The sequence below is a fragment of the Kitasatospora sp. NPDC048239 genome (genome assembly GCF_043202015.1).
In the GTDB taxonomy this organism is placed as follows: domain Bacteria; phylum Actinomycetota; class Actinomycetes; order Streptomycetales; family Streptomycetaceae; genus Kitasatospora.
This window is the reverse complement of sequence record NZ_JBICZP010000004.1, coordinates 533,741-555,685: the sequence shown is the minus strand read 5'-3', so window position 1 is coordinate 555,685 and position 21,945 is coordinate 533,741. Positions and strand designations below refer to the sequence as shown.

Below are 21,945 nucleotides of genomic sequence, written 5' to 3'. Positions count from 1 at the left end.
CGATGAGCAGCGCGGTGATCACCGACGGCTCCTCCCGGGAGGCGGTCGAGGCGCAGGCGGCCGAACTGGCCGCCACCGGGCTGGCGCGTCCCGGGCCCTACCTGATCGGGGTACGGCACCACGCGCCGTCGCTCAGCGCCGTGGTGCCCGCGCTGCTCGACGCGGCCCGGCCCGAGGTCCTGCTGGTCGAGCTGCCCGCCGAGTTCCAGCCCTGGCTGGAACTGCTGGCGGCCGAGGACACCAGGGCGCCCGTCGCCCTCGCCGCCGCACCCGGTGCGGACGGTCCGTCGCAGGACGGCCCGTCGCCGGACGCGGTGGGCGAGGGCGCCGCCGGGCTCGCCTTCTACCCGTTCGCCGACTTCTCGCCCGAGCTCGCCGCGCTGCGGTGGGCCCGCCGAAACGGCGTCGAGGCCATCGCCTGCGACCTGCCGCTCGCCCACCGGGCACGGGCCCGCCGCACGCCCGGAGGGCCCGCACCGGCACAGGACGAGCAGCCGGGCGTGGCCGACGCGCTGCGCCACCGGCTCACCGGGCGCGCGGACGACGACGACCTGTGGGACCGGTTGGTCGAGACCGCCGCCCCCGGCTCCCCGCCGGAGGCCGTCCGGCGGGCCGCCCTGCTGGTCGGCTGGGCGATGCGGCGCGACGCGGCGCAGGGCGCCGGGGTCGACCCGTACGACCTGCGGCGGGAGGCCTGGATGCGCACCCGGATCCGGGCCGCGGCGGTGGGCGGTCGCCGGGTCGCCGCCGTGATCGGGGCGTTCCACGCACCGGCGCTGCTCGACGCCCTCACCGAGCCGGACCAGCCGGACCGGTCGGATCAGGCGGAAGCCCTGTCGGCCGGCGGCGGCCACGTCGTCTCGCTGATCCCCTACACCTACCCGCTGCTGGACGCCCGCTCCGGCTACCCGGCCGGTATCCGCGACCCCGAGTGGCAGCACACCGTGCTCGACGCGGCCGGCGACCCGGAGCGGCTCTCCGAGGCGCTGGCACTCACCGCCGTCCGGATCTGCGAGGCCCTGCGCACCCAGGACCACCCCGCCGGACCGGCCGACGCCCGCGAGATCGTCCGGCTCGCCGGAGACCTCGCCCGACTGCGCGGACTCGCCGCCCCGGGCCGGGGCGAGCTGATCGAGGCGGTCCAGACCGTGTTGGCCCAGGGCGAACCACTCGGCCGGGGCCGGGCGGTGGCCCGCGCGCTGGAACGCGTCCTGGTCGGCACCCGCACCGGCCGGCCCACCCCGGCGGCGCCGCGCAGCGGCCTCGCCCCGGCCACCGAGGCCCTGCTCGCCGAGCTGGGCCTGCCCGACCCGGGGGACCCGGCGACACGCGAGCTGCGCCTCGACCCGCTGCGCTCCCGCCTCGACCGCCGCCGCGATCTGCTCCTGCACCGGCTCGCCGTCTGCGGCGTCCCCTACGCGGAGTCGATCAGCGGTACCGGAGCGGGCGGCACCGAGACGCTCGGCACCCGCTGGCGCGCGGAGTGGACCCCGGCCGTCGCCGCGATGCTGACGGTGGCCGGCACCCGTGGTGTCACCCCGGCCCAGGCCGCCGAGGGCGCCCTGCGCGAGCAGCTGCGCCGCGAACAGCAGGCGGACGGCCCGACGGCCCGCCAGGTCCTCCAGGGCCTCGCCGACGCCGCCGCCTGCGGCCTCCCCGCCCTCGCCGACACCCGGCTGGACCAGCTCGCCGCCACCCTTCCCGAGAGCGGAACGCTGCCCGAACTCCTCGACGGACTCGCCCTGTTGGACCGGCTGGTGGCCGGCCACGTGCCGGGCCTCGCCCCGGAGCGGGCAGGTACCGAGGCCGACGGGGCCGGCGGAGCCGACGGGACCGACGAGGCCGGCGCTGGCCCGCGGGCCGCGGCGCTGGCGGCCGCCGGCGAGCTGCTGACGGTGGCGGCCGTACGGCAGTTGGAGGGCCTGGGCGGCTCCGACGATCCGCAGGACGCCCGGGCGCTGGTCGATCTGGCCCGGCGTGCGGACGAGTCCGGAGGGCTGCGGCTCGGCCACACCCTGGCCGAACTCGCCGACGGCGGAAGCCCGCTGGTCCGCGGAGCGGCGGGGGCGGTGCGGGTACTGCTCGGGCACCAGCCGCCGACGGTGTTCGGGGAGCGGGCGGCCTCCTGGGTCGACGGCGCCACCGGCCCGCAGACGCGGCAGGCGCTCGGGCGCTCGCTGGTCGGTCTGCTCACGGCGGCGGAGGGGCTGTTCGCCACCGCGCCCGAGGTGCTCGAACCGGTACTGGAGCGGGTCACCACGCTGTCCGACGAGGCGTTCCTCGACCGGCTGCCCGCCCTGCGCGGCGGCTTCGACACCCTGAGCCCGGCCGCCCGGGAGCGCCTGCTGACCCTGGTCGAGGAGCGCCTCGGCACCCGGCTGGGCGCCCTGCCGGACACGGTCGACCCCGCCCTGCTCACCGGCTGGGCCCGCGCGGACCTCGCCGCCCGTGCCGCGCTCGGCCGACGCGGGCTGCTGCCGGCGACGCCCGGCCCCGCCGCTACCGCCGGCACCCCCGTCGGCACCCCCGGCCTGGCGCAGGACCATCGGCCGGCGCAGGCCGCCGTCCCCGCGCAGGCCGCCGCCCCCGGGGAGGCGTCCGACCGCGTCCTCGCCCCCGCCGAGCGGTGGCGGCTGCTGCTCGGCCGACCGGGTGCCGGCACCGGTGGCCGGTCCTCCCGGCTCGCCATCGCACTGGACGAGCTCTACGGCACCGGCCGCGGCGAGGGCTCCGGCCCCGGCCTGGACGGCCGCGGCGGCCCCGGCGGCAACCGGGGCGGCCGCGAGGCCCCCTACCCGGGTGTGCGGGAGTGGGCGGAGGAGCTGGCCGTGCTGTTCGGGCCGGGCATCCGCGAGGAGGTGCTGGCCGCCGCCGTCGCACAGGGCCGGACGGACGCGCTGGACGCGATCGACCCGAGCGCGGTCCGCCCGTCCGTCGACCTGCTGCGGACCGTCCTGGAGCACGCGGGCGGCCTGCCCGAGGCCCGCATCGCCGGGCTGCGCCCGCTGGTCCGCCGCCTGGTGGACGAGCTGACCAGGGAGCTGGCGACGAGGCTGCGCCCGGCCCTGACCGGGATCAGCGTGCCGCGTCCGAGCCGCCGCCCGGGCGGCGGCCTGGACCTGCACCGGACGATCCGGGCCAACCTCGCCACCGCCCGCCCCGCCCGGCCGGGCGAGCCGGAGGCGGGCACACTGATCGTCCCCGAGCGGCCGGTGTTCCGGACGAGGGCCCGCAAGGCCTCCGACTGGCGGCTGATCCTGGTGGTCGACGTCTCCGGGTCGATGGAGTCGTCCACGGTCTGGGCGGCGCTGACGGCCTCGATCCTGGCCGGGGTGCCCTCGCTGAGCACCCACTTCGTCGCCTTCTCCACCGAGATCGTCGACCTGACCGAGCGGGTGGAGGACCCGCTCGGCCTGCTGCTGGAGGTCAGGATCGGCGGCGGCACGCACATCGCGGCCGGGCTGAAGTACGCCCGGGAGCTGGTGACGGTGCCGTCCCGCACGCTGGTCGCGGTGATCAGCGACTTCGAGGAAGGCGGTCCGATCGGCGGGCTGCTCACGCAGACCCGGGCGCTGGTCGACTCGGGCTGCCATCTGATCGGCTGCGCCGCCTTGGACGACACCGGGGTGGCACGGTATTCGACGGCGGTCGCGAGCAGCCTGGTCGCGGCGGGGATGCCCGTGGCGGCGCTCAGTCCGCTGGAACTGGCCCGATGGGTGGGGGAGAAGGTCCGATGACGGCGGCGACGGTGGAGCAGAGGACGGACCGGCCCGGTGGCGACTGGCCCGCCGTGCGGCCGGAGGTGGTCGCCGAGGTGGTGGCCGGGCTGTCGGCCCGGCTGCAGAAGCGGCTGGACGGCGCGGCCGCCAAGCTGGCCGTCCGGCCGGTGAGCCGCTCCGGTGACGAGTGGCGGATCGAGGTGGACGAGGAGACGGCGCTCGTCCTGCACGCGCCGGGCGGCGTGGTCGCGGCGGCGCAGGACGTCCGCTGCGGCTGCCTGCTCGCGCCCGCCTGTGTGCACCGGGCGGCGGCGGTGACGGTCTGCCGGCTGGCCGAGCCGGGGGAGGGCGCCGAGGAGAGCGCGGAGGGGGCCGCGCCGGCGGGGGCACCCTCCGCCGCAGCTGAGGCAGCAGCCGCGCCACCGGCCGGGGCAGGTGCCGGGGTCACGGCGGGGGCCGGGGCCGAGCCGACGGCTCCGAGCGCCGAACTCGCCCCCGCAGAGCGGGAGTCCGCCCACCACCTGCACCGGGCTGCGGCCGCCGTGCTGGCCGCAGGGGTCAGCGGAGCTGGTGCCGTTCTCCAGGCGGAGCTGCTGCGGGCCGCCCACCGCGCCCGGCTCGCCGGGCTCCACCGCCCGGCCGCCGCGGCCGTGGCGGTGGTGACCAGAGTGCGCGCGGCCCGTTCCGGGGAGCCGGACCACCGGCTCGCGGACCTGGCCGCCGGACTGCGCGAGCTGCTCGACCTCACGTCGACCCTGACCTCGTTGCCGACCCCGGCCCCTGCCACCGCCCCGGCCCCGACCACTGCCACCGCCCCGGCGGGGCACGCCGACCGTCCCGACCTCGCCGGACTGCGCGGCGTCGCCCGCCAGGCGTACCAGGAGGCGGGCGGCCTGCGGCTGTACGGGCTGTTCGCGGAGCCGGTGCTGACGGCCACACACGCGGGCGTGCTCAGCTGGGCGGTGGACTCCACCGGGCGACTGAGCACCGTCGCGGAGGTCATGCCGCACGGGGACGCGACAGCGGCGGCGCCGCAGGCCGTCGGGGCGGGCAACCGGGCGGTCCGGCTGGGCGACGCCTCGCTCGGTCACCGCGAGTTCAGCCGCGCCGGGCTGGCCGTCCAGGGGGCGACCAGGTCCGCCAACGGGCGGCTGGGCGCGGGCGCCTCGGTCCGGGCGGTACGCGCGGCGGGGGCCGGTTGGACGGCGGAGCCCCTCGCCGCGCTGTGGGCCGAACCGGTGGCCGCGCAGGTCGACCGGGCCCTGGCGGCGGCGGCCCTGCCGTACGAGAGCCGCCCGGCCGGGAGCGACCTGCTGTTCCTGGACGTCACGCTGCTCGGGGCGGCCCCGTCCGGGCCCGGTGGCGGTCAGCGGCTGCTCGCCGCCTGTGGCGGACGCGTGGTCGCCCTGCTCGCGGGGCACGAGCACCCCGGGCTGGCCTTCCGCGGAAACCTGGCGCTGCTGGCGACCGGGCCGGGACTGCGGCTGCGGGTGATCGGGCGGCTGGAGCGCGCGGCCCGCCCCGAGCTGCGGCTGCTCGCGATCGGCGAGCCGCCCGAGCTGCGCGAGCCGTCCCAGCCGTCCGAGCCGTTCCAGCCGTCCGAGGTGCCAGGGATACCCGAGGCGGCGCCGACCGCCCCGGCCCTGGCGCTGCCGGCCGACCGGGCGGGCCGGGTCAACCTCGGTCTGGAGCGGATGCAGACCGCCGACCTGACCCCGGGCCCTGGGGGCGAGCAGTCGGCCCCGCCGTCGGTGGGGAGCGGTCCCGAGGCCCCGGTGCACCTGCTGACCCGCCGGGTGGAACAGGCGGTCACCAGCGGCCGGCGGGCCCTGGCACTCGGGGCGGGGACGACCGTGGCCGATGCGGCGCAGCTGCGGTCGGCGGGCCTGGCCACGGGGGCGGCACTGCTGGACGGTCTGCGCGCGGCCGCGGCGGACCAGCCGCGGGATGTGTTCGGCCGGGTGGTGGCCGAGGACCACGGCGCCTTCACGGCGGCCTGGCTGGCCGCAGCCTGCTACGGGGAGGAGCTGGCCTCGGCACTCTGCGCGGGAGGCTGGGGCGAGCCCGAACCGCAGGAGGCCGAACTATAAGGAGAACTATTTGCACAGGCAGCTAATCCGCGCCGACTGGCATACTTGAGTGAACGGGGAAGTCGAAAGCCCCGGGGAACAGCAGGCAACAACGGGGAACACGGGAACGGAGGGGCCGGCCATGGGCATCCACGACGAGGCCGCCGAGGTCCGCGCCTGCGGATGGCGCACGCTCGCCGCCCTGCACGGCCTCATCGACGCCGCGCTGGAGAAGGCGCTCCAGGCCGAGCTCCGGCTCTCGGTGGTCGAGTACACCGTGCTGGACGCGCTGTCCCGGCAGGACGGCTGGCACATGCGGATGCAGCAGCTCGCCCGCGCGGCCGCGCTGAGCAGCAGTGCCACCACCCGCCTGGTGACCAGGCTGGAGGACCGGGGGCTGCTCAGCCGCTACCTGTGCGCGGACGACCGGCGCGGCATCTACACCGAGCTGACCCCACAGGGACGCGAGCTGCTCACGGCCGCCCGCCCGGTGCACGACGCCACCCTGGAGGCCACCCTCGCGAAGGCCACCGAGCTCCCGGAGCTGGCACCACTGGTCCGGGCCCTCGACGAGCTCAAGCCGACCACCACCCCCGCAACTACCGAGCCCGCAACGGTGACCACAACGACCACCGCCTGACGGGTCCCAGAGGTCAGAGACCACGGCTTCCCCGGTTCATCCGGACTTGCCTAGCCGAGTCGTGAAGCGACCTTCTGATGGTGTTACGGTCGCGCTGCGCCGGTCGGCCCGGCCGAGCCGGGGACAACGAGGGGGCCAAGTGCCGTGACGGGTACGCGAACCTCTCCGATCCTGGGCCTGGAGACGACTCCGGCATTCCAGGGCGGCTGCGGACGGGCTCCGGGTCGCGCTCGAAGTCCTGGTCAGGTTTCCGGCCAAGCCGAACAATCACCGGATCGTCTAGCCCGGTAGGAAAACAGGTTGCCGCAGGCAGCGGGCTGGATCACTATTGCCCGCATGGACCTGTGAGATGCCACGTACTGACAACTGAACCTGTCGCGCGCACGACCTCGGAGCCTGAGTACCCGGCTGCCGTAGCGGTCGATCGCGCCCGCGTGTGCATTTTCCAGATGCTGGGAGCCGTAGCCCTGGGCTGCGAGAGCTCCCGCTCAGCCATGAAAGCAACCCATCATCATGCATATTGACCGCAAGGCCCAGTGGGTCGTGCGCCAGTCCGGCCTGCCCACCATCGTCCGCCGCTGCCCTGACTGCTCCAGCACGCGGCACCACCCCTCCGGCAAGATCCGGGTCAACGCGAACGGCAAGCTGCTCGACGTCTGGCTGCTGCTGAGCTGCGACGGCTGTGCCCGGACCTCGAAGGCGCCGGTCCACGAGCGCGTGCACGTCTCGGCGCTCAAGCCCGCCCGGCGGGAGGCGTATGAGGCCAACTCGCCGGCGATGGTCTGTGAGTTGGCGATGAGCGCGTCGCTCGCCACCAAGAACGGCTACCGCCTGGACTGGGCCGGTACCTGGGCGCTGGAGACCGACACGCCCAACCCGGCGCTCGACGGGCCGGGCCCGCTCACGGTCCGGGTGGCCTTCGAACTGCCCGCACTGGTCCGGCTGGAGCGGCTGCTGATGCTCGGCCTCGGGCTCAGCCGCCCCGGGATACGCCGCCTGGTCGCGGCCGGACGCGTGCAGCTGCCGGTGCCCGTGGACGGCAAGGTGCACCAGGACTTCGAGTTCACCGTTGCCGGGGCTGCTCCGGCCGGCCTCGGCCGCCTGGTGGAAGCCCCGCGCCCGGTCGCCCAGCAGGTACGCCAGGACATGCTGGCGCTGGCGGCCGAGCGCTGATCGCGGCTGATCGCAGCTGCGATCAGCCGACTGCGCCTTGTGGATCCGGGTGCGTCCGGAAGGGCTCGGACGCACCCGGATACCGGTGGCTCAGGCGCGTCGGCGGTGGTCTCGGCGAATTCACCCTGCTCAGACCTGCACTGCGTCCACGAGCTTGCACTGCGTCCACGTCCACGAGCCAGACGGATCATCACGCCGCAGCTGTTCACACCGGTCACCAACCGGGCTTGTTGGGCCGGCCTGCGCACCAGCGGTCCCTCGCCGCATCGGCAGGTACGGCAACCGTCCGGCATGGCGTCGAGTACGAGCAGGTGGTGTTGGAGGTGGTGGTTCCAGTAACCCAAGGCATCGCTCCACCGCATTGCCGCGCAGTATCCGGGCCGACCGCCTGTGACCGCTGAACCTCCTGGAATCGATCATCTAGTGTCCTGAGCCTGAAGTTCGATGCATATATGTAGTCTTGCTGGCGTGGCGCGTATGGGGCGGCCGATGGCCGAGCTGACGTTGACCGACGACGAGCGCGAGACGCTGGTGCGCTGGTCTCGACGGGCGACGTCCGCGCAGGCGCTGTCCCAGCGGTGCAGGATCGTGCTGGGCTGTGCGGAGGGGAAGTCGAATCAGCAGGTGGCTACCGAACTCGGCATCTGGCCACAGACGGTGGGCAAGTGGCGTCGGCCCTTCCTGGAGTCCCGCCCGGACGGCCTGTCCGAGCCGGATGTGTGAACGGTGAGGGTACGCTGCGCTGTCCGAAGGAATCGCGCACGGGATCGGCAGTTCCTAGACTGGTTGGGTGAGCGGCAGAAAGGATTGCCGACAGACTGACTGCTACAGCCGTGTTTTTTGATCCGCAGCGTGTTAACGAGGCGAGCGGCATGGCCTATGACATGCAGATCTCGGGGATCGATACGTGGGACGAGCTCGTGCGGCAAGATCTGGGGATCGTGATTGATCCGCTCGTCTTCCGTCTCGGACAGTTCTTCCTCGCAGGCAAACCGAATGACGACTCCGAGGCGGCTGAGCGCTGGGGGGCGATTGAGACCGACGTCGGCGCTCTGGTGAGTTTCTTCGACCTGGTCGTGATGCACAAACAAGTGCCAGCCTTCAACTACTATTCAACGTTCGACGCATGGCACGACCACCGCGACTCCCTGGGGGACCTCCTCAACACGCATGGCGACAAGACCCTGATACATGTGGATGTCGAGTTCGGCATGTACCGGGAGGTGAAGAAAGCTGCCATCCATCAGCTCAGCAGCCGGCTCGCTACGGGGCCCCTGGTGCACGAGTCGGTCGGCCAAGAGATCCTCTCCACGCTTGCGGCGGTCCACTACCAGTGGGAGCCCAGCCTGGAGGGGCTGGAAGAGCTGCAACCGCAGCTCGCCTACAACGCCGACCAGGCCAAGATCGCGCGGTTCCTGCTCGGTCAGCTGGTCTTCGCAGGCTACGCTCAGCTGACCGGGGCACCTCAGGTCCTCGCCCCGAAACGCAGCAGGATGCTGACCGCCGTCGGTCTCGGAGTCGAGGATGCGAGGCCATCCGCGGAGGCTGCTATCTATAACGAGTTGAGCCGGCGATTCCGCGAAGCAGGGGAAGGGTGGCGCGACAGGGAGTTGCCCTGGACTCCGTCGTTCCTGCCCTTCCTGCTGAAGGATATGAGGCGGTTTAACGAAGGCCCGGACGTCCTGCTTGATCGCGCCAAGGAACTGCGAGACAAGAAGGCGATCCAGAACTACCGCCTCCTCCGGGAGGAGGCGGCGGCTTCCGAGGAGGCGGAGAATTCTGCCGAGGCACGCAAGGAGCTGAGCGCCGCGGCGGACGCAGTGGCGAAGTCGTTGGACTCGACTCGTGAGGAGATGCATCTCCTGCGGCAAATTGCGGTCGAGGTGTTGCCGCAGGCCGTGGGCGGAGCGGTGGTGGGAGGCCTTACTTCGGGTGCACTGGGCGCCGTTGCTGGCGGGCTTGTTGGGCTCGTTGGTAAGGAGGTGCTCAAGGGGGTGAACGGCCGGCTGTGGGGGTGGGTCATCGACCAGTTGCCGTATCGCAGCGCGCGCAAGTTGCTGGCCCGGTCGGCGATAGCGGAGCATGACCTGGGAGCGCAGTTGGTGCCGCAGCTCAGAACGGTATGGGAGACGGGACGGGGGGCAACCTGAACTTCGCACGCGGCAGTAGTCCCGGTCGGGGCTTGTCCGGGCGATTTTTTGGGCAACGAGACCTGACGTCGTGAATCCCTAGTTGCTCTGCGCCGGGAATTCGATCAAGATATGAAGCGAGTCGCTGCAGGATCTCGTCCGCGTCCTTCGTCCAGACGAAGGGCTTCGGGTCCTCATTCCACTGCGCGATCCAAGCTCGGATGTCCCGCTCCAGGGCCTGGAGGTTCTTGTGGACTCCTCGCCGTATCCGCTTGTCTGTCAGCAGCCCGAACCATCGCTCGACCTGGTTGAGCCAGGACGAGTACGTCGGGGTGAAGTGCATGTGGAAGCGGGGGTGGGCCTCCAGCCACTTGCGGACCGCCGGCGCCTTGTGGGTTCCGTAGTTGTCGCAGATCAGGTGAACATCGAGCTGGGCGGGGACCTCTTTGTCCAGCTTGGCGAGGAACTTCTTGAACTCCGCGGCCCGGTGGCGGCGGTGGATGGAGCTGATCACCTCGCCGGTGGCCGCATCGAGAGCGGCGAACAGGGTGGTGATGCCGTGGCGGACCTAGTCGTGGGTGCGGCGCTCGGGCATGCCCGGCATCATCGGCAGCACCGGCGCCGACCGGTCCAGCGCTTGAATATGGGATTTCTCGTCCACGCAGAGAACCAACGCCTTCTCCGGCGGGTCGAGGTAGAGGCCCACGATGTCGCGGACCTTGTCGATGAACTGGGGGTCGTTGGACAGCTTGAAGGTGTCCACTTGGTGCGGCTTGAGGCCGAACGTTCGCCAGACCCGTCCCACAGTAGACCTGCTCAGCCCGCTTTCGGCCGCCATGGATGCCCGCGACCAGTGTGTGGCGTCCTTCGGGGTGCGCTCCAGGGTGGCGACGACGATCGCTTCGACCTGCTCGTCGGAGATCTTCCGAGGGGCTCCCGGGCGTGGCTCGTCGGACAGGCCGCCCAGGCGGGACTCCAGGAAGCGCCGACGCCACTTGCCCACCGTCTGTGGCCAGATGCCGAGTTCGGTAGCCACCTGCTGATTCGACTTCCCCTCCGCACAGCCCAGCACGATCCTGCACCGCTGGGACAGCGCCTGCGCGGACGTCGCCCGTCGAGACCAGCGCACCAGCGTCTCGCGCTCGTCGTCGGTCAACGTCAGCTTGGCCATCGGCCGCCCCATACGCGCCACGCCAGCAAGACTACATATATGCATCGAACTTCAGGCTCAGGACACTAGCGGCGTGCGGCGAGGGCGTTCGAGTGGACGCGGTGGAGTAGGGCGAGCAGTAGCTCCTTGCTGGAGCCGCGCTCCCGGACGTCGCAGAGCAGCACCGGCACTGCGGCGTCGAGGTCGAGGGCGCGTCGGACGTCCTCGGGGGTGGACTCGCGGCGGCCGTGGAAGCAGTTGACCCCGATCGCGAACGGGATGCCGCGCTGTTCGAAGAAGTCCACGGCGGCGAAGCTGGACTCCAGCCGCCGGGTGTCGGCCAGCACGATCGCGCCGAGTGCGCCGAGCGCGAGGTCGTCCCACATGAACCAGAAGCGGAACTGGCCCGGGGTGCCGAACAGGTAGAGCACCAGGTCCTCACGGATGGTGATCCGACCGAAGTCCATCGCGACCGTGGTGGTGTCCTTCCCCTGGACGCCGTCGAGGCTGTCGACCCCGATGCTGGCGCGGGTCATCCGCTCCTCGGTCTGCAGCGGTTCGATCTCGCTGACCGAGCCGACCATGGTGGTCTTGCCGACGCCGAAGCCGCCGGCCACGAGAATCTTGACCGCGCCCGGCACCAGGCTCTGCATCGTCAATTCGGGTCTCCTGGAGGGGAACTGGAAGAGTTGTCGCGAGGGCGGGGTGGAGGTCCGGGCGCGGGGCCGGTCACAGCCGGCGGACGCCCTCGATCACGGCCTGGATCAGCGAGATGTCGGGTGCCTCGGTGAGCTGGACGGGCGCCCGGGTGAGGATCAGCCGCGCCTGCGCCAGGTCGTCCAGCAGCACCTTGACCACGCTCACCGGCAGGTCGAGGATCGCCGCGATCTCGGCCACGGCCAGCGGGTGTTCGCGGCACAGGTGGAGGATCGCGGCCGGCTCGGGGGGCAGCCGGGTGGTGTCCGTGCACGGGTCGGCGGTGGCCACCAGGGTGATCAGCGCGAAGCCGTCACGGACCGGGCCGGTGCGCCCGTTGGTGATGGTGTAGGGGCGGACCAGATGGCCCGCCTCCTTGTCGAAGAACCAGGCCTCCTCGAGGTCGGTGGTCACGCACCGCCACCCGCGCCGGCCTGGTCGGCATCGCTGCGCGGCGCCGCGGTGAGGTACTGGCCGACCTGCTTGACCAGCATGTTGATCTCGTAGGCCATCAGCCCGGCGTCGACCAGCTCGCTGGTCAGCACGGCGAGCCGGGCGCCCTGTCCGGCGGTGGTGACGAACAGGAACAGCCGGTCCATCTCGATCACCGTCTGCCGGACCCGACCACCGTCGAAGCGGTGGCCGGCGCCGCGGGCGAGGCTCTGCAGTCCGGAGGCGACGGCCGAGAGGTGTTCGGCGTCGGCGCGGTCCAGGCCCTGGGAGAGGCCGACCAGCAGGCCGTCCTCGGAGAGGACGACGGCGTGGCGGGTCTCCGGGACTCGCGCCACCAGCTGGTCCAGCAGCCAGTTGAGGTCGCGCCGGGTGTCGGTGTGCTGCGTCATCACTGCTGTTCCTTAGCTGCGGAAGGTGCGGCCGGGACAGGGGAGTAGACCGGTGCGTCCGAGTCCTGGTACGCCGCGCGGGCGGTTCGGGTGCCGTGCTGGATGGCGGCCATGGTGGCGCGGGAGCGCTGTGGTGAGGGGTCCTCCTCGGTGGGCCGGCCACTCGCCGGGCCGCCCGTGGAAGCCGGGGTCGGAGCCGGCGCCGGCGCCGGGGCGAAGGCGGCCGGGGGAGGCGGCGCGGAGCCGGGTGCGGCCTCCCGCAGCTGCTCGGCGAGGCTGGCGTTGCGGACCCGCCGGGGCAGGACGCGCGGGGTGCGCAGCTCGCCGTCCGGGCCGTGCTCCGCCTGGTCCCCCTGGGCGCGTTCGTGCGTGGGCGCCCCGGGATCGGCCGTTCGCTGCGCCGCCGGACCGGCCCCGGGGTTGCCACCCGAGCCGTCGTACAGACCGGAGTTCGGACCGGGGTTCAGACCGGGGCTCAGGCCGCCCGGGGTGTGCGCTCCCCCGTTCGGGGTGTCGTACGGCAGGCGTGGTGCGGGCCTGGGGACGACCACGGCGCCGGGAATCCCGGGGATCGGTGAACCCACGGGCAAACCGTCGTGGGCGGGTGCCGCGCCGGGCGGGCGGGTGGCGAGCAGCTCACCGATGAGCGCACCGCCGCCGTCCGCCCCCGGCGCCCCGCCGCCCGCCGAACGGCTGTCGATCGGACCGCCGCCCGCCGGACCGCCGTCGATCGGCCCGCCGAGCATCCCGGCCAGGGCGCCCGACAGCTCCTCGCCGATCCTGCCGGTCTCGCCGATCCCGTAAACCCCGCCGAGCCCGCCGAGCTCGCCGAACCCGCCAGCCCCACTGTTCCCGCCGTTCCCGCCGTTCCCGCCGTCCACGACCGGCTCCGGCTGCGGCACCGGTGTGCGGGTGACCCGGGCGCCGGACGGCAGCCCGTGCACCGAGGAGGCCTGCTCCGCCTGCTCCAGCAGCACGGCCGGCACGAGCACCACGGCCCGGGCGCCGCCGTACGGGGAGGGCCGCAGGGAGACCTGGATGGCGTGCCGGGCGGCGAGCCGCGCCACCACGAACAGGCCGAGCCGCAGGTCGTCGCCGAGCACGGAGACGTCCAGCTCCGGCGGGTTGGCCAGGTAGTCGTTGAGGCGCTCGTACTCCTCCTCGGTCATGCCGAGGCCGCGGTCCTCCACCTCGACGGCCAGGCCCTTGGGGACCTCCTGCGCGGAGACCTGCACCTGGGTGTAGGGCGGGGAGAAGGTGGTGCCGTTCTCGATCAGCTCGGCGACCAGGTGGATCACGTCGGCGACGGCCTGCCCGCTGAGCGAGACGCGCGGCACGCCCTGGACGACCACCCGGGAGTAGTTCTCGGTCTCGGACACGGCGCTGCGCAGCACGTTGACCACGGGCACGGCGTTGCGCCAGCGCCGGGCGGGCAGCGCGCCGCCGAGGATGACCAGGTTCTCGGCGTTGCGCCGCATCCGGGTGGCCAGGTGGTCGACGGCGAACAGCTCGCGCAGCAGCTCGGGGTCCTCGTGTTCGCGCTCCAGGGCGTCCAGCATGCTGATCTGACGGTGGATCAGGATCTGGGTGCGGCGGGCGATGTTGAGGAAGACCTTCTTCGTTCCCTCGCGTCCCTGCGCCTGGTGCACGATGGCGGCGACGGCGGCCTGGCGGACGGCGGCCAGCCCGTCGGCGGTCTGCTGCAGCTCGTCGCCGGCCCGCCGCGCGGGAGCCCACGCGGGCGGCGCGGCGAGGGTCTCGCCGGACCGCAGCCGGCCGACCACCTCGGGGATCTCGTGCCGGGCGAGCGCGAGGGTGTCGGAGCGCAGGGCGGCCAGTCGGGCCGGCAGCGTCCGGGCGGTCCGCACTCCGCTTGCCAGGCTCCAGAGCAGCACCACCGCGACGGCGGCGCTGACGGCCAGCACGGTGTCGCGGTGTCCGGAGCCGCGCAGCAGGTAGGCGGCGTAGCCCCAGGCGGCGGCCAGGCCCAGGCAGGGAGCCAGCACGAGGGCGAGGAGCGAGCTGCGGAGGGAGCCGGACCGGCCGGCGCGGTGGCCCGTGCGGGGGGCCGATATGCCTGGCATCTGATTCCTTGTTGCAGAGCCGAACGGCGGGGTCGCCCGTGCGCGTCCGGCCGAGGCTCAGGGCCGCCACGGCCGGTGGTGCCGGGGATGCCCGGCGAGTTGACGCGGTGTCAGTGCCCGCGCGGGGGTGCAGCGCGGCCGCCGACTGCGTGCACGCTACCAGCCCAAGGTGGCCCTATCGCAACATCAACTGACGATAAGTAAGCGGTTGGTGACTCGGAGATCGCCCCCGTGGCGCACCCCCGTCTGCGGGATCGTCCCAGGTCGGCGCGGCCTTCCGGGGGGCGCTGACGGCTTTCCGGGGGCGCCGGCCGGTCTCCGGAAAGCCGTCAGGGACAGGTCAAGATCCGTGCGCTGAAGGGGTCGGTCGCCGAGCTGCTGGTCGACGGGTGTTCAGCCCGCCAGGGGGATGCTCAGCAGCGTCGCCCGCATCGAGCGCTCGGCGTCGGCCTCCGCCTGGGCCTCGCGCTGGGCCAGTTCGGACCAGGCCCACCCGGCCAGGCCGGACAGCTCCACCGACCACTGCTTGCCGTAGGTGCCCGCCGCCACCTGGCCCAGTCGCAGCCGCTGGACGTCCGAGGTGCCGGCCGGCGGGTAGAGGTGGGTGGCATCGCGCAGGTAGCGCTCGATGTGGAACTCGGCCTGCAGGCCCCGGGCGGCATGGATCTCCATCGCGTTGCGGGCGGAGTCCAGGGTGTACTCGGTGTTGATCAGCTTGGCGTTCATCAACTCGGCGTCGCAGGCCTTGCCGTGGTCCAGCAGGTGCGAGGCGTGGTACGCGGCGAGCTTCGCGGTCATCAGCCGGGACTGCATCTCGCCGAGCTTCAGCGCGATGTTGGACAGGTGGGACAGCGGCTTCCCGTAGAGCATGCGGGACTCGGCGAAGCGCACGGTGTCCTCGACGATCGCGACGTGGATGCCGAGGGCGACCGCGGCCAGGTTCAGCCGTCCGTACAGGGTGGAGGAGGAGTAGGCGACGTCCAGGCCCTGGCTCTCCCGGCCCAGCCGGTTGGCGGCGGGGATCCGGCAGTTCTCGAAGACGATCTCACCGAAGCTGAATCCGTGCAGGCCGCTCTGCGAGCCGAGGGTGCCGGTGCGGAAACCCGGGCGGTCGCTCTCCACCAGGAACGCCGAGAGGCCCCTGCTGCCGGGGCCGGTGCGGAACACCACCCCGTGCACGTCGCCGATGTGGGAGTTGCCGACGAACCACTTGCGGCCGTCGAGCACGTACTCGTCGCCCTCCCGCCGTGCGGTGCCGGCCATGCCGAGCACATGGCCGCCGGACTCGGGCTCGGTGACGGCGATGGTCGGCAGCGACTCGCCGGAGGCGAACCGGGGGAGCCACTTGTGGCGCTGGGCGGCCGAGCCGAAGTGGAGGACCTTGGCGACGCCGAGCTGCGAGGCCTGCGCCACCGCGCCCATCGCGCCACTGACCCGGGACAGTTCCTCGACGATGACGGTTTTGGCGAGGTGGCCGAGGCCCAGCCCGCCGTACTCCCGTGGAATGGTGACGCCGATCCAGCCGCGGCGGGCGATCGCCCGGGAGAGTTCGAACTCGACCTGACGGTCGGTCTCCATTCTGGCCACGTGCGGACGCACCTCCTTCTCCGCGAACTCACGGACCTCCGCGCGAAGGCTTTCGTGTCGCTCGTCGGTGAAGTAGTCCATCGCCATGCCTGGATCCTCTCGGTGGGTGTGGTCGTGCCTCCGTCCGTGCAGCCGATCCCGAGCCGACCGCCCGAGAGGGTGGGGCCTGATTAGCGGTCAGTTGCCCGGCGGCAGGCTTCACCTGTGGCAGGGCAGGCGGTTTTCCCCGGTAACCACCCGTCAGTTCGGCAGGGCTCATTGTCGTATGAGGGCTTGTATCCCTCCAGAGTGGATCTTGGAATGGCGCGAACAGGCCGATCCGGAACGGGGGAGGATTGAAACCCCCGGCCGATGGGAAACGATCTTCCCTTGCTTCACCGGCCGTTCGGGTGGTCGTTCACGTGCGACTTTGGCTGTTCATCAGCAAGAGATCTCAGCATGGTCGGAAGCGCCAACCGCCTCGGATGTCTGATTACATGTGCGCCATGACTGATGTGATGAGCACTCAAGGCCAGTTCCCGGGTGCCGCCGGTGAGTCCGAGCGGACCCGCAGGTTGCGCAGCCTGGGTCTCAACGAACCGACCGCGGACGAGGCCTTCGACCGCTTCGCTCACCTCGCCGCCAGCATCACCCGCGCCCCCATCGCGATGGTCAACTTCATCAACGACGAGCGCCAGATGTTCCGGGGGCTCTACATTCCGCCAACCTCGTCCGATTCCGCGGCCGACGGTAGTTCCTCCTGGGCCGACCGCGGCATCGCCTTCGATCTCCCGACCCGGGAAATGCCGCTGAGCCACGGCTTCTGCCCGCACGTCGTCGCCCAGCGCTCCCCGCTCGCCCTCGACGACATCCTCGCCTACCCGCGGTTCGCCGGGAACCCGGTCGTCGACGAACTGGGCGTGCGCTCCTACCTCGGGGCCCCGCTGGTCGACGACACCAGCACCGTCATCGGCACCGTCTGCGTCCTCGACCGCGAACCCCGGCAGTGGGGCCGCGAGCGGCTGCGCGACATCCAGCACCTCGCCGAGGCCCTGCTCTCCGAGATCCGGCTGCGCGACAACCTGCTCGCGCAGCAGCAGGAGATGTTCGCGGCCTTCGACGGCTCGCCGTTCCCGATCATCCTCACCGACGGCCCCGGCCAGGAGATCCGCTACGCCAACGCCCAGCACGCGGACGTCTTCGGAGTCCCGGCGGCGTACGGCTCGGTCGGCCAGGCCTACCCGCAGCTCGCGGCGGCCGGCCTCCAGCAGGCCGTCGCCGAGGCCTTCCACACCGGGCGGACCACCGTCCTCAACGAGGTGCGCATCCAGTCCGTCCGGCCCGACGCCCAGCGGAGCCGGCAGGTCTTCAGCTTCACCTGCAGCCCGATGCGGGCTCCCCGCACCGGCCAGGTCAGCGGCGTCGTCACCGTCGGCATGGACGTCACCGCCCAGTCCCGCACCGAGGAGGAGCTGGGCACCCTCGCCGCGCTGCTGGTCGACCGCCTCCAGCAGAACGGCGCCGCCCCCGGCCGCCAGCGCCTCGGCGCCGGCGAGACCAGCCCCGTCCTGCCGGGTTGAGCCCCGGCCCGCACCCTCCGCCGTGGCGGGGAGCCTCTCACCCCCGAGGAGAGGATCCCCGCCACTGTGCTGTCCGCAGGGGGCGGGGTGCCGCGGCTGTCCGCAGCGGGCAGGACCGGCACCGGAGGGAACCGTCAACAGACCGGTGCCCGAGGGGTGCCGGACGGGTGAACCGCCCCGGGTGCCCGCCGGACCGGGCCGCCGGGCGGCGCACACGGTGGTAGGCATGGGCCGCATGGAGTGGTTCGCGGCGCCCGAGTACTGGCTGAGCAGGCTGCTCGTCCAACGGCTGCTCGCCGCCCTCTACCTGATCGGGTTCCTCGCCGCCGCCGCCCAGTTCCGGGCCCTGATCGGCGCCCAGGGCATGCTGCCGGTACCCCGCTTCACCGCCAGGGTCCAGTGGCGCCACGCACCCGGCCTGTTCCACCTCCACTACTCCGACCGCTTCTTCGCCGCCGTCTGCTGGACCGGCGCCGCGCTGTCGGCCGCGCTGGTGGGCGGCGTGGGGGACGTCGTCCCGCTCTGGGCGGCGATGCCGCTCTGGGCCGTGCTCTGGGTGCTCTACCTGTCGATCGTCAACGTCGGCCAGACCTGGTACTCCTTCGGATGGGAGTCGCTGCTGCTGGAAGCGGGCTTCCTGGCCGTCTTCCTGGGCAACGAGGACACCGCCCCGCCCGTCCTGGTGCTCTGGCTGCTGCGCTGGCTGGTCTTCCGCGTCGAGTTCGGAGCCGGCCTGATCAAACTGCGCGGCGACAGCTGCTGGCGCGACCTGACCTGCCTGCGCTTTCATCACGAGACCCAGCCGATGCCCGGCCCGCTGAGCTGGTTCTTCCACCACCTGCCCGCCCCGCTGCACCGGGTGGAGGCCGCCGCCAACCACTTCACCCAGCTCGTCGTCCCGGCCGGCCTCCTCCTTCCGCAACCCGTCGCCGGCTACGCGGCCTGGATCGTCATCGCCACCCAGCTGTGGCTGGTCGCCTCCGGCAACTTCGCCTGGCTCAACTGGCTGACCATCACCCTCGCCATCTCCGCCGTCGACACCGCGCGGCTGGGCGCCCCGGCGCCGCCCGCCTACCCGGGTACCCCGGTCTGGTACCTGGTCGTCGTCATCGCCCTCACCGCCGCCGTCGCCGTCCTCAGCTACTGGCCGGTGCGCAACATGGTCTCCCGCGGGCAGGTCATGAACCGCTCCTTCAACCGCCTGCACCTGGTCAACACCTACGGAGCCTTCGGCAGCGTCAACCGGATCCGCCAGGAGGTCGTGGTCGAGGGCACCGAGGAGGCGGTCCTCACCCCGCACACGGCCTGGAAGGAGTACGGCTTCAAGGGCAAACCCGGCGACGTACGCCGTCTGCCGCGCCAGTACGCCCCCTACCACCTGCGGCTGGACTGGCTGATGTGGTTCGCCGGCATCTCACCCGCGTATGCCCGGCCCTGGTTCCTGCCGTTCGTCGCCCGCCTGCTGGTCAACGACCCCGCCACCCTCCGACTGCTGCGCCACAACCCGTTCCCCGGCTCCCCGCCGACCCACGTCCGGGCGACCCTCCACCTCTACCGGTTCACCGATTGGCGCGAACTGCGCGAAACCCGCGCGTGGTGGCACCGGACCGAGCTGTACGAGTACCTCGCGCCGGTCAACCTGGACACCCTCACCCGATCCGGGTACCGACCACCACTCGGGCGGCGGATCCGAACGGTGCCGATCAGCCGTCCGAAGGGTGAACGGCGCCACCCGCCCGGCCCTCCCGAGTAGCGGCCAGGCGGGCGGTATGGCACGCCACACCGGTCCGTCAGGCGGTGGGTGCGTGCAAGGCTCGAACGGGCACCCGTATTCTTGGCCTCCACAACCGGTAGGCCGACCGCGCGCGCCCAGCCCTCCCGCCGGGGTCCGCGCACAACCGGTCCGCCGTCCCCCTCGCCGCCAGCCCCGCCGCCGTCGCCCAGAACCGGACCTCACATGACAGTGCTTCACTCGCGCAACGCCGACGCCGCCGACGCAGCCTCTGCCACGGACGCCGCGGACGCCACGAACCCGGAGCAGGCCCGCGGCCAGGAGGCCACGGCCGAACCCGACCTCCGCGAGGACCTCGGCCGGTACGCCGAACTCGGCGCCTTCACCCTCACCGCCGAGACCCACGCCTGGTACGCGGCCGTCGAGACCGTCGCCACCCCGGAGGACGCCCGCGCCGCCTCCACCGTCCTGGCCGAACTGCGCGGCCGCGACCTCCAGCAGACCTGGGAGGCCGTCACCAGCCTCGCCGCGGACGCCAAGCTGGAGGAGCCCGGCACCGTCGCCAAGGCGGCGCTGCTGGTCGAGCTGCTCCAGCGGGTCCACCGGACCTCCGCGACGCTGATCGGTGCTGCGTACGACGCCGACCTCGACGCCCTCGCCGCCGCCACGGCGGACCGCGGCTGGCGTCGTGAGCGCGGCGTCAAGCTGTCGTTCCTGCGGGTGCGGGCCCTGCGCAAGCAGGCCGCCGCGCTGGTGGTCGGCGGCCGCAAGGTCCGGCCCGAGGATCTGCACGAGGCGCTCTCCTCCGCCGAGATCGAGCGCCGCGCCTGGGCCGTCCTCGCCCCCGAGGGCACCCTGCCCGTCGCGCCCGCCGACGGCGCCCTGGTGGAGCGCACGGCGACCGCGTTCGAGGCGATCAACACCGGCCTGCGGGACCTCGCCCGGCTGCTGCCCGAGCACGACCTGGACGGGCTGCCGTTCGGCGAGCTGATCGATCTGGTGGAGCGGCTGGCCGCGGACGAGGGCACCCTCTACCGGCTGCCGACCATCCGCACCCTGCGCACCTCGCTGGAGGAGGCCGGGCTGACCGACCTGCTCGGCGAGCTGACGGCGTCCCGCGCCGACCGCCGCGCCGCCGAGGCCGCGTACGGCGCCCGCCAGGCGCTCGCGGGCGGGCAGCGGGACGGGCTCGCGGGGGCCGAGACCGCGACCGCCGAGACCGTCGCTGTCACCGAGACCGTCGCGCCGGAGGCGGCGGTCACAGAGGCGGACGTCACGGAGGAGGCGGCCACCGAGACCGAGAGCACCGAGACCGTCGAGGTCGCCGAGGCTGCCGACGCCGAGGCTGACGCGGTCACCGCCGTCGACGTCGAGGCCGAGGCCGAGGTCGAGATCGCCGTCGATGTGGCGGTCGATGTGGCGGTCGACGAGCCGGTGGTCGAGGAGCCCGTCGCCGAGGCGCCGATCGTCGTCACGCTGCCGGCTCCGTCCCCGGCCGCCGACGACCTGGTGGCCGCTGCGGTCGTCGCCGTGTCGGTGCCGGAAGAGGTTGCTGTCGAGGTTGAGGCCGAGGCTGAGGTCGAGGTCGTCGAGGACGCTGTCGAGCCGGCCGCCGAGGTGGATGCCCCGGTCGAGGAGACCGAGCCCGAGGCGCCGGCAGCCGAGGCCGAGGTGGCCGAGGTTGAGGCCGGTGCGACCGAGGTCGAGGTCGAGGTGGCCGAGGTCGAGCCCGTCGCCGAGGTCGAGCCGGCCGTCGTCGAAGAGGCTCCGGTCGAGACTGTGGCCGAGGAGGTCCCGGCCGAGGTCGTCGAGGTCGAGGTGGCCGAGGTCGAGCCCGTCGCCGAGGCAGAGGCCGTTGCCACGGTCGAGGCGCCCGTCGTCGAGGAGGCTCCGGTCGAGGCTCTGGAGACCGAGGCCGCCGAGGTCGCCGAGGTCGAGCCCGTCGCCGAGCTCCCGGTGACCGAGGAGCCGCTTGCTCCGGAGGAGACGGTCGCGGACGCCGCCGTCGAGGCTGTCGAGGTCGAGGACGCTCCGGTCGCGGCTGTCGAGGTCGAGCCGGTCGTCGAGGAGGTCCCGGCGGAGGCTGCCGAGGTCGAGCCCGTCGCCGAGGTCGAGGCGCCGGTGGCCGAGGTGTCCGAGCCGGAGGCCGAGCTCGCGCCCGAGGCGGTGGCCGAGCCGGAGCCGGTGGTCGAGGCCGCTGCCGTCGAGCCGGAGGCCGAGCCCGAGCCGGTGGTCGAGGCCGCCGAGCCCGTTGCCGTCGAGCCCGAGCCCGCTGCCGCCGGGCGCCCGGAGAAGCCGGACTTCACGCCCGGCCGCCCGGTGACCGCCTACTCGGCCGAGGAACTGCTCGCCGTCGTCCGCTGGGTGGACGGTGACGGTGTCGACCGCAGCGAGGAGGAGCTGCTGCGCGCGGCGATGAAGGAGCTGGGCTTCGCCCGCCTCGGCCCGCGCATCAAGGAGGCGCTGGGCACGGCCGTCGCCGACGCCCGGAGCTGACCGCCCGGAGCTGACCGGCCGCAGGGCCGAACGGAACACCGCGGGCCCGGTGGATGCACTCGCATCCGC

General features: G+C 73.0%; 14 protein-coding genes and 1 pseudogene. 9 read left to right on the top strand and 6 right to left on the bottom strand.

What is annotated here, in order from left to right:
- The first annotated feature begins 2 nt into the window (after positions 1-2).
- The 6 genes from ACGFZP_RS14100 (at position 3) to ACGFZP_RS14075 (ending at position 9,751) form a co-directional block, all read left to right on the top strand.
- On the top strand, positions 3-3,737 hold the full coding sequence (locus ACGFZP_RS14100; RefSeq protein ID WP_392931960.1) for a DUF5682 family protein: 3,735 nt from the start codon (positions 3-5) through the stop codon (positions 3,735-3,737).
- The gene (locus ACGFZP_RS14095; RefSeq protein WP_392931958.1) at positions 3,734-5,809 is read left to right on the top strand and encodes a hypothetical protein; all 2,076 of its coding nucleotides are present in this window, start codon (positions 3,734-3,736) and stop codon (positions 5,807-5,809) included. The genes ACGFZP_RS14100 and ACGFZP_RS14095 overlap by 4 nt, the downstream gene beginning before the upstream one ends.
- A gap of 121 nt (positions 5,810-5,930) precedes the next feature.
- Positions 5,931-6,428: a MarR family winged helix-turn-helix transcriptional regulator gene (locus ACGFZP_RS14090; protein ID WP_392931956.1), complete on the top strand. Its 498-nt coding sequence runs from the start codon at positions 5,931-5,933 to the stop codon at positions 6,426-6,428.
- Between the two features lie 513 nt (positions 6,429-6,941).
- On the top strand, positions 6,942-7,601 hold the full coding sequence (locus tag ACGFZP_RS14085) for a DUF1062 domain-containing protein (RefSeq protein WP_392931954.1): 660 nt from the start codon (positions 6,942-6,944) through the stop codon (positions 7,599-7,601).
- 489 nt (positions 7,602-8,090) lie between these two features.
- Positions 8,091-8,324, top strand: coding sequence for a transposase (locus tag ACGFZP_RS14080; protein ID WP_392931953.1), 234 nt, complete (start codon positions 8,091-8,093; stop codon positions 8,322-8,324).
- A 149-nt stretch (positions 8,325-8,473) separates the two neighbouring features.
- Positions 8,474-9,751 carry a hypothetical protein gene (locus ACGFZP_RS14075; protein WP_392931951.1) on the top strand — a complete coding sequence of 426 codons (1,278 nt, stop codon included), beginning with the start codon at positions 8,474-8,476 and terminating at the stop codon, positions 9,749-9,751.
- A 109-nt stretch (positions 9,752-9,860) separates the two neighbouring features.
- Here the strand turns inward: ACGFZP_RS14075 and ACGFZP_RS14070 are convergent.
- The 6 genes and pseudogenes from ACGFZP_RS14070 to ACGFZP_RS14045 all read right to left on the bottom strand — a co-directional run.
- Positions 9,861-10,913, bottom strand: a pseudogene (locus ACGFZP_RS14070) (IS630 family transposase); the annotation flags it as partial.
- Between the two features lie 53 nt (positions 10,914-10,966).
- On the bottom strand, positions 10,967-11,533 hold the full coding sequence (locus ACGFZP_RS14065; RefSeq protein WP_392932255.1) for an ATP/GTP-binding protein: 567 nt from the start codon (positions 11,531-11,533) through the stop codon (positions 10,967-10,969).
- Positions 11,534-11,609: 76 nt separating this feature from the next.
- Entirely contained in the window at positions 11,610-11,990 is a 381-nt protein-coding gene (locus tag ACGFZP_RS14060) for a DUF742 domain-containing protein (RefSeq protein WP_392931950.1), read from the bottom strand.
- On the bottom strand, positions 11,987-12,418 hold the full coding sequence (locus ACGFZP_RS14055; RefSeq protein ID WP_392931948.1) for a roadblock/LC7 domain-containing protein: 432 nt from the start codon (positions 12,416-12,418) through the stop codon (positions 11,987-11,989). The genes ACGFZP_RS14060 and ACGFZP_RS14055 overlap by 4 nt, the downstream gene beginning before the upstream one ends.
- Positions 12,418-14,502 carry a sensor histidine kinase gene (locus tag ACGFZP_RS14050; protein WP_392931946.1) on the bottom strand — a complete coding sequence of 695 codons (2,085 nt, stop codon included), beginning with the start codon at positions 14,500-14,502 and terminating at the stop codon, positions 12,418-12,420. The genes ACGFZP_RS14055 and ACGFZP_RS14050 overlap by 1 nt, the downstream gene beginning before the upstream one ends.
- A gap of 393 nt (positions 14,503-14,895) precedes the next feature.
- Positions 14,896-16,176: an acyl-CoA dehydrogenase family protein gene (locus ACGFZP_RS14045; protein ID WP_392931944.1), complete on the bottom strand. Its 1,281-nt coding sequence runs from the start codon at positions 16,174-16,176 to the stop codon at positions 14,896-14,898.
- A 410-nt stretch (positions 16,177-16,586) separates the two neighbouring features.
- Between ACGFZP_RS14045 and ACGFZP_RS14040 the strand changes: the two genes are divergently transcribed.
- The 3 genes from ACGFZP_RS14040 to ACGFZP_RS14030 all read left to right on the top strand — a co-directional run bounded on the left by ACGFZP_RS14040 (position 16,587) and on the right by ACGFZP_RS14030 (position 21,876).
- On the top strand, positions 16,587-17,648 hold the full coding sequence (locus ACGFZP_RS14040) for a GAF domain-containing protein (RefSeq protein WP_392931942.1): 1,062 nt from the start codon (positions 16,587-16,589) through the stop codon (positions 17,646-17,648).
- A 235-nt stretch (positions 17,649-17,883) separates the two neighbouring features.
- Complete coding sequence (locus tag ACGFZP_RS14035; protein ID WP_392932253.1) at positions 17,884-19,401, top strand: lipase maturation factor family protein; 1,518 nt, start codon at positions 17,884-17,886, stop codon at positions 19,399-19,401.
- A gap of 204 nt (positions 19,402-19,605) precedes the next feature.
- The gene (locus ACGFZP_RS14030; RefSeq protein ID WP_392931941.1) at positions 19,606-21,876 is read left to right on the top strand and encodes a hypothetical protein; all 2,271 of its coding nucleotides are present in this window, start codon (positions 19,606-19,608) and stop codon (positions 21,874-21,876) included.
- Positions 21,877-21,945 lie beyond the last annotated feature (69 nt).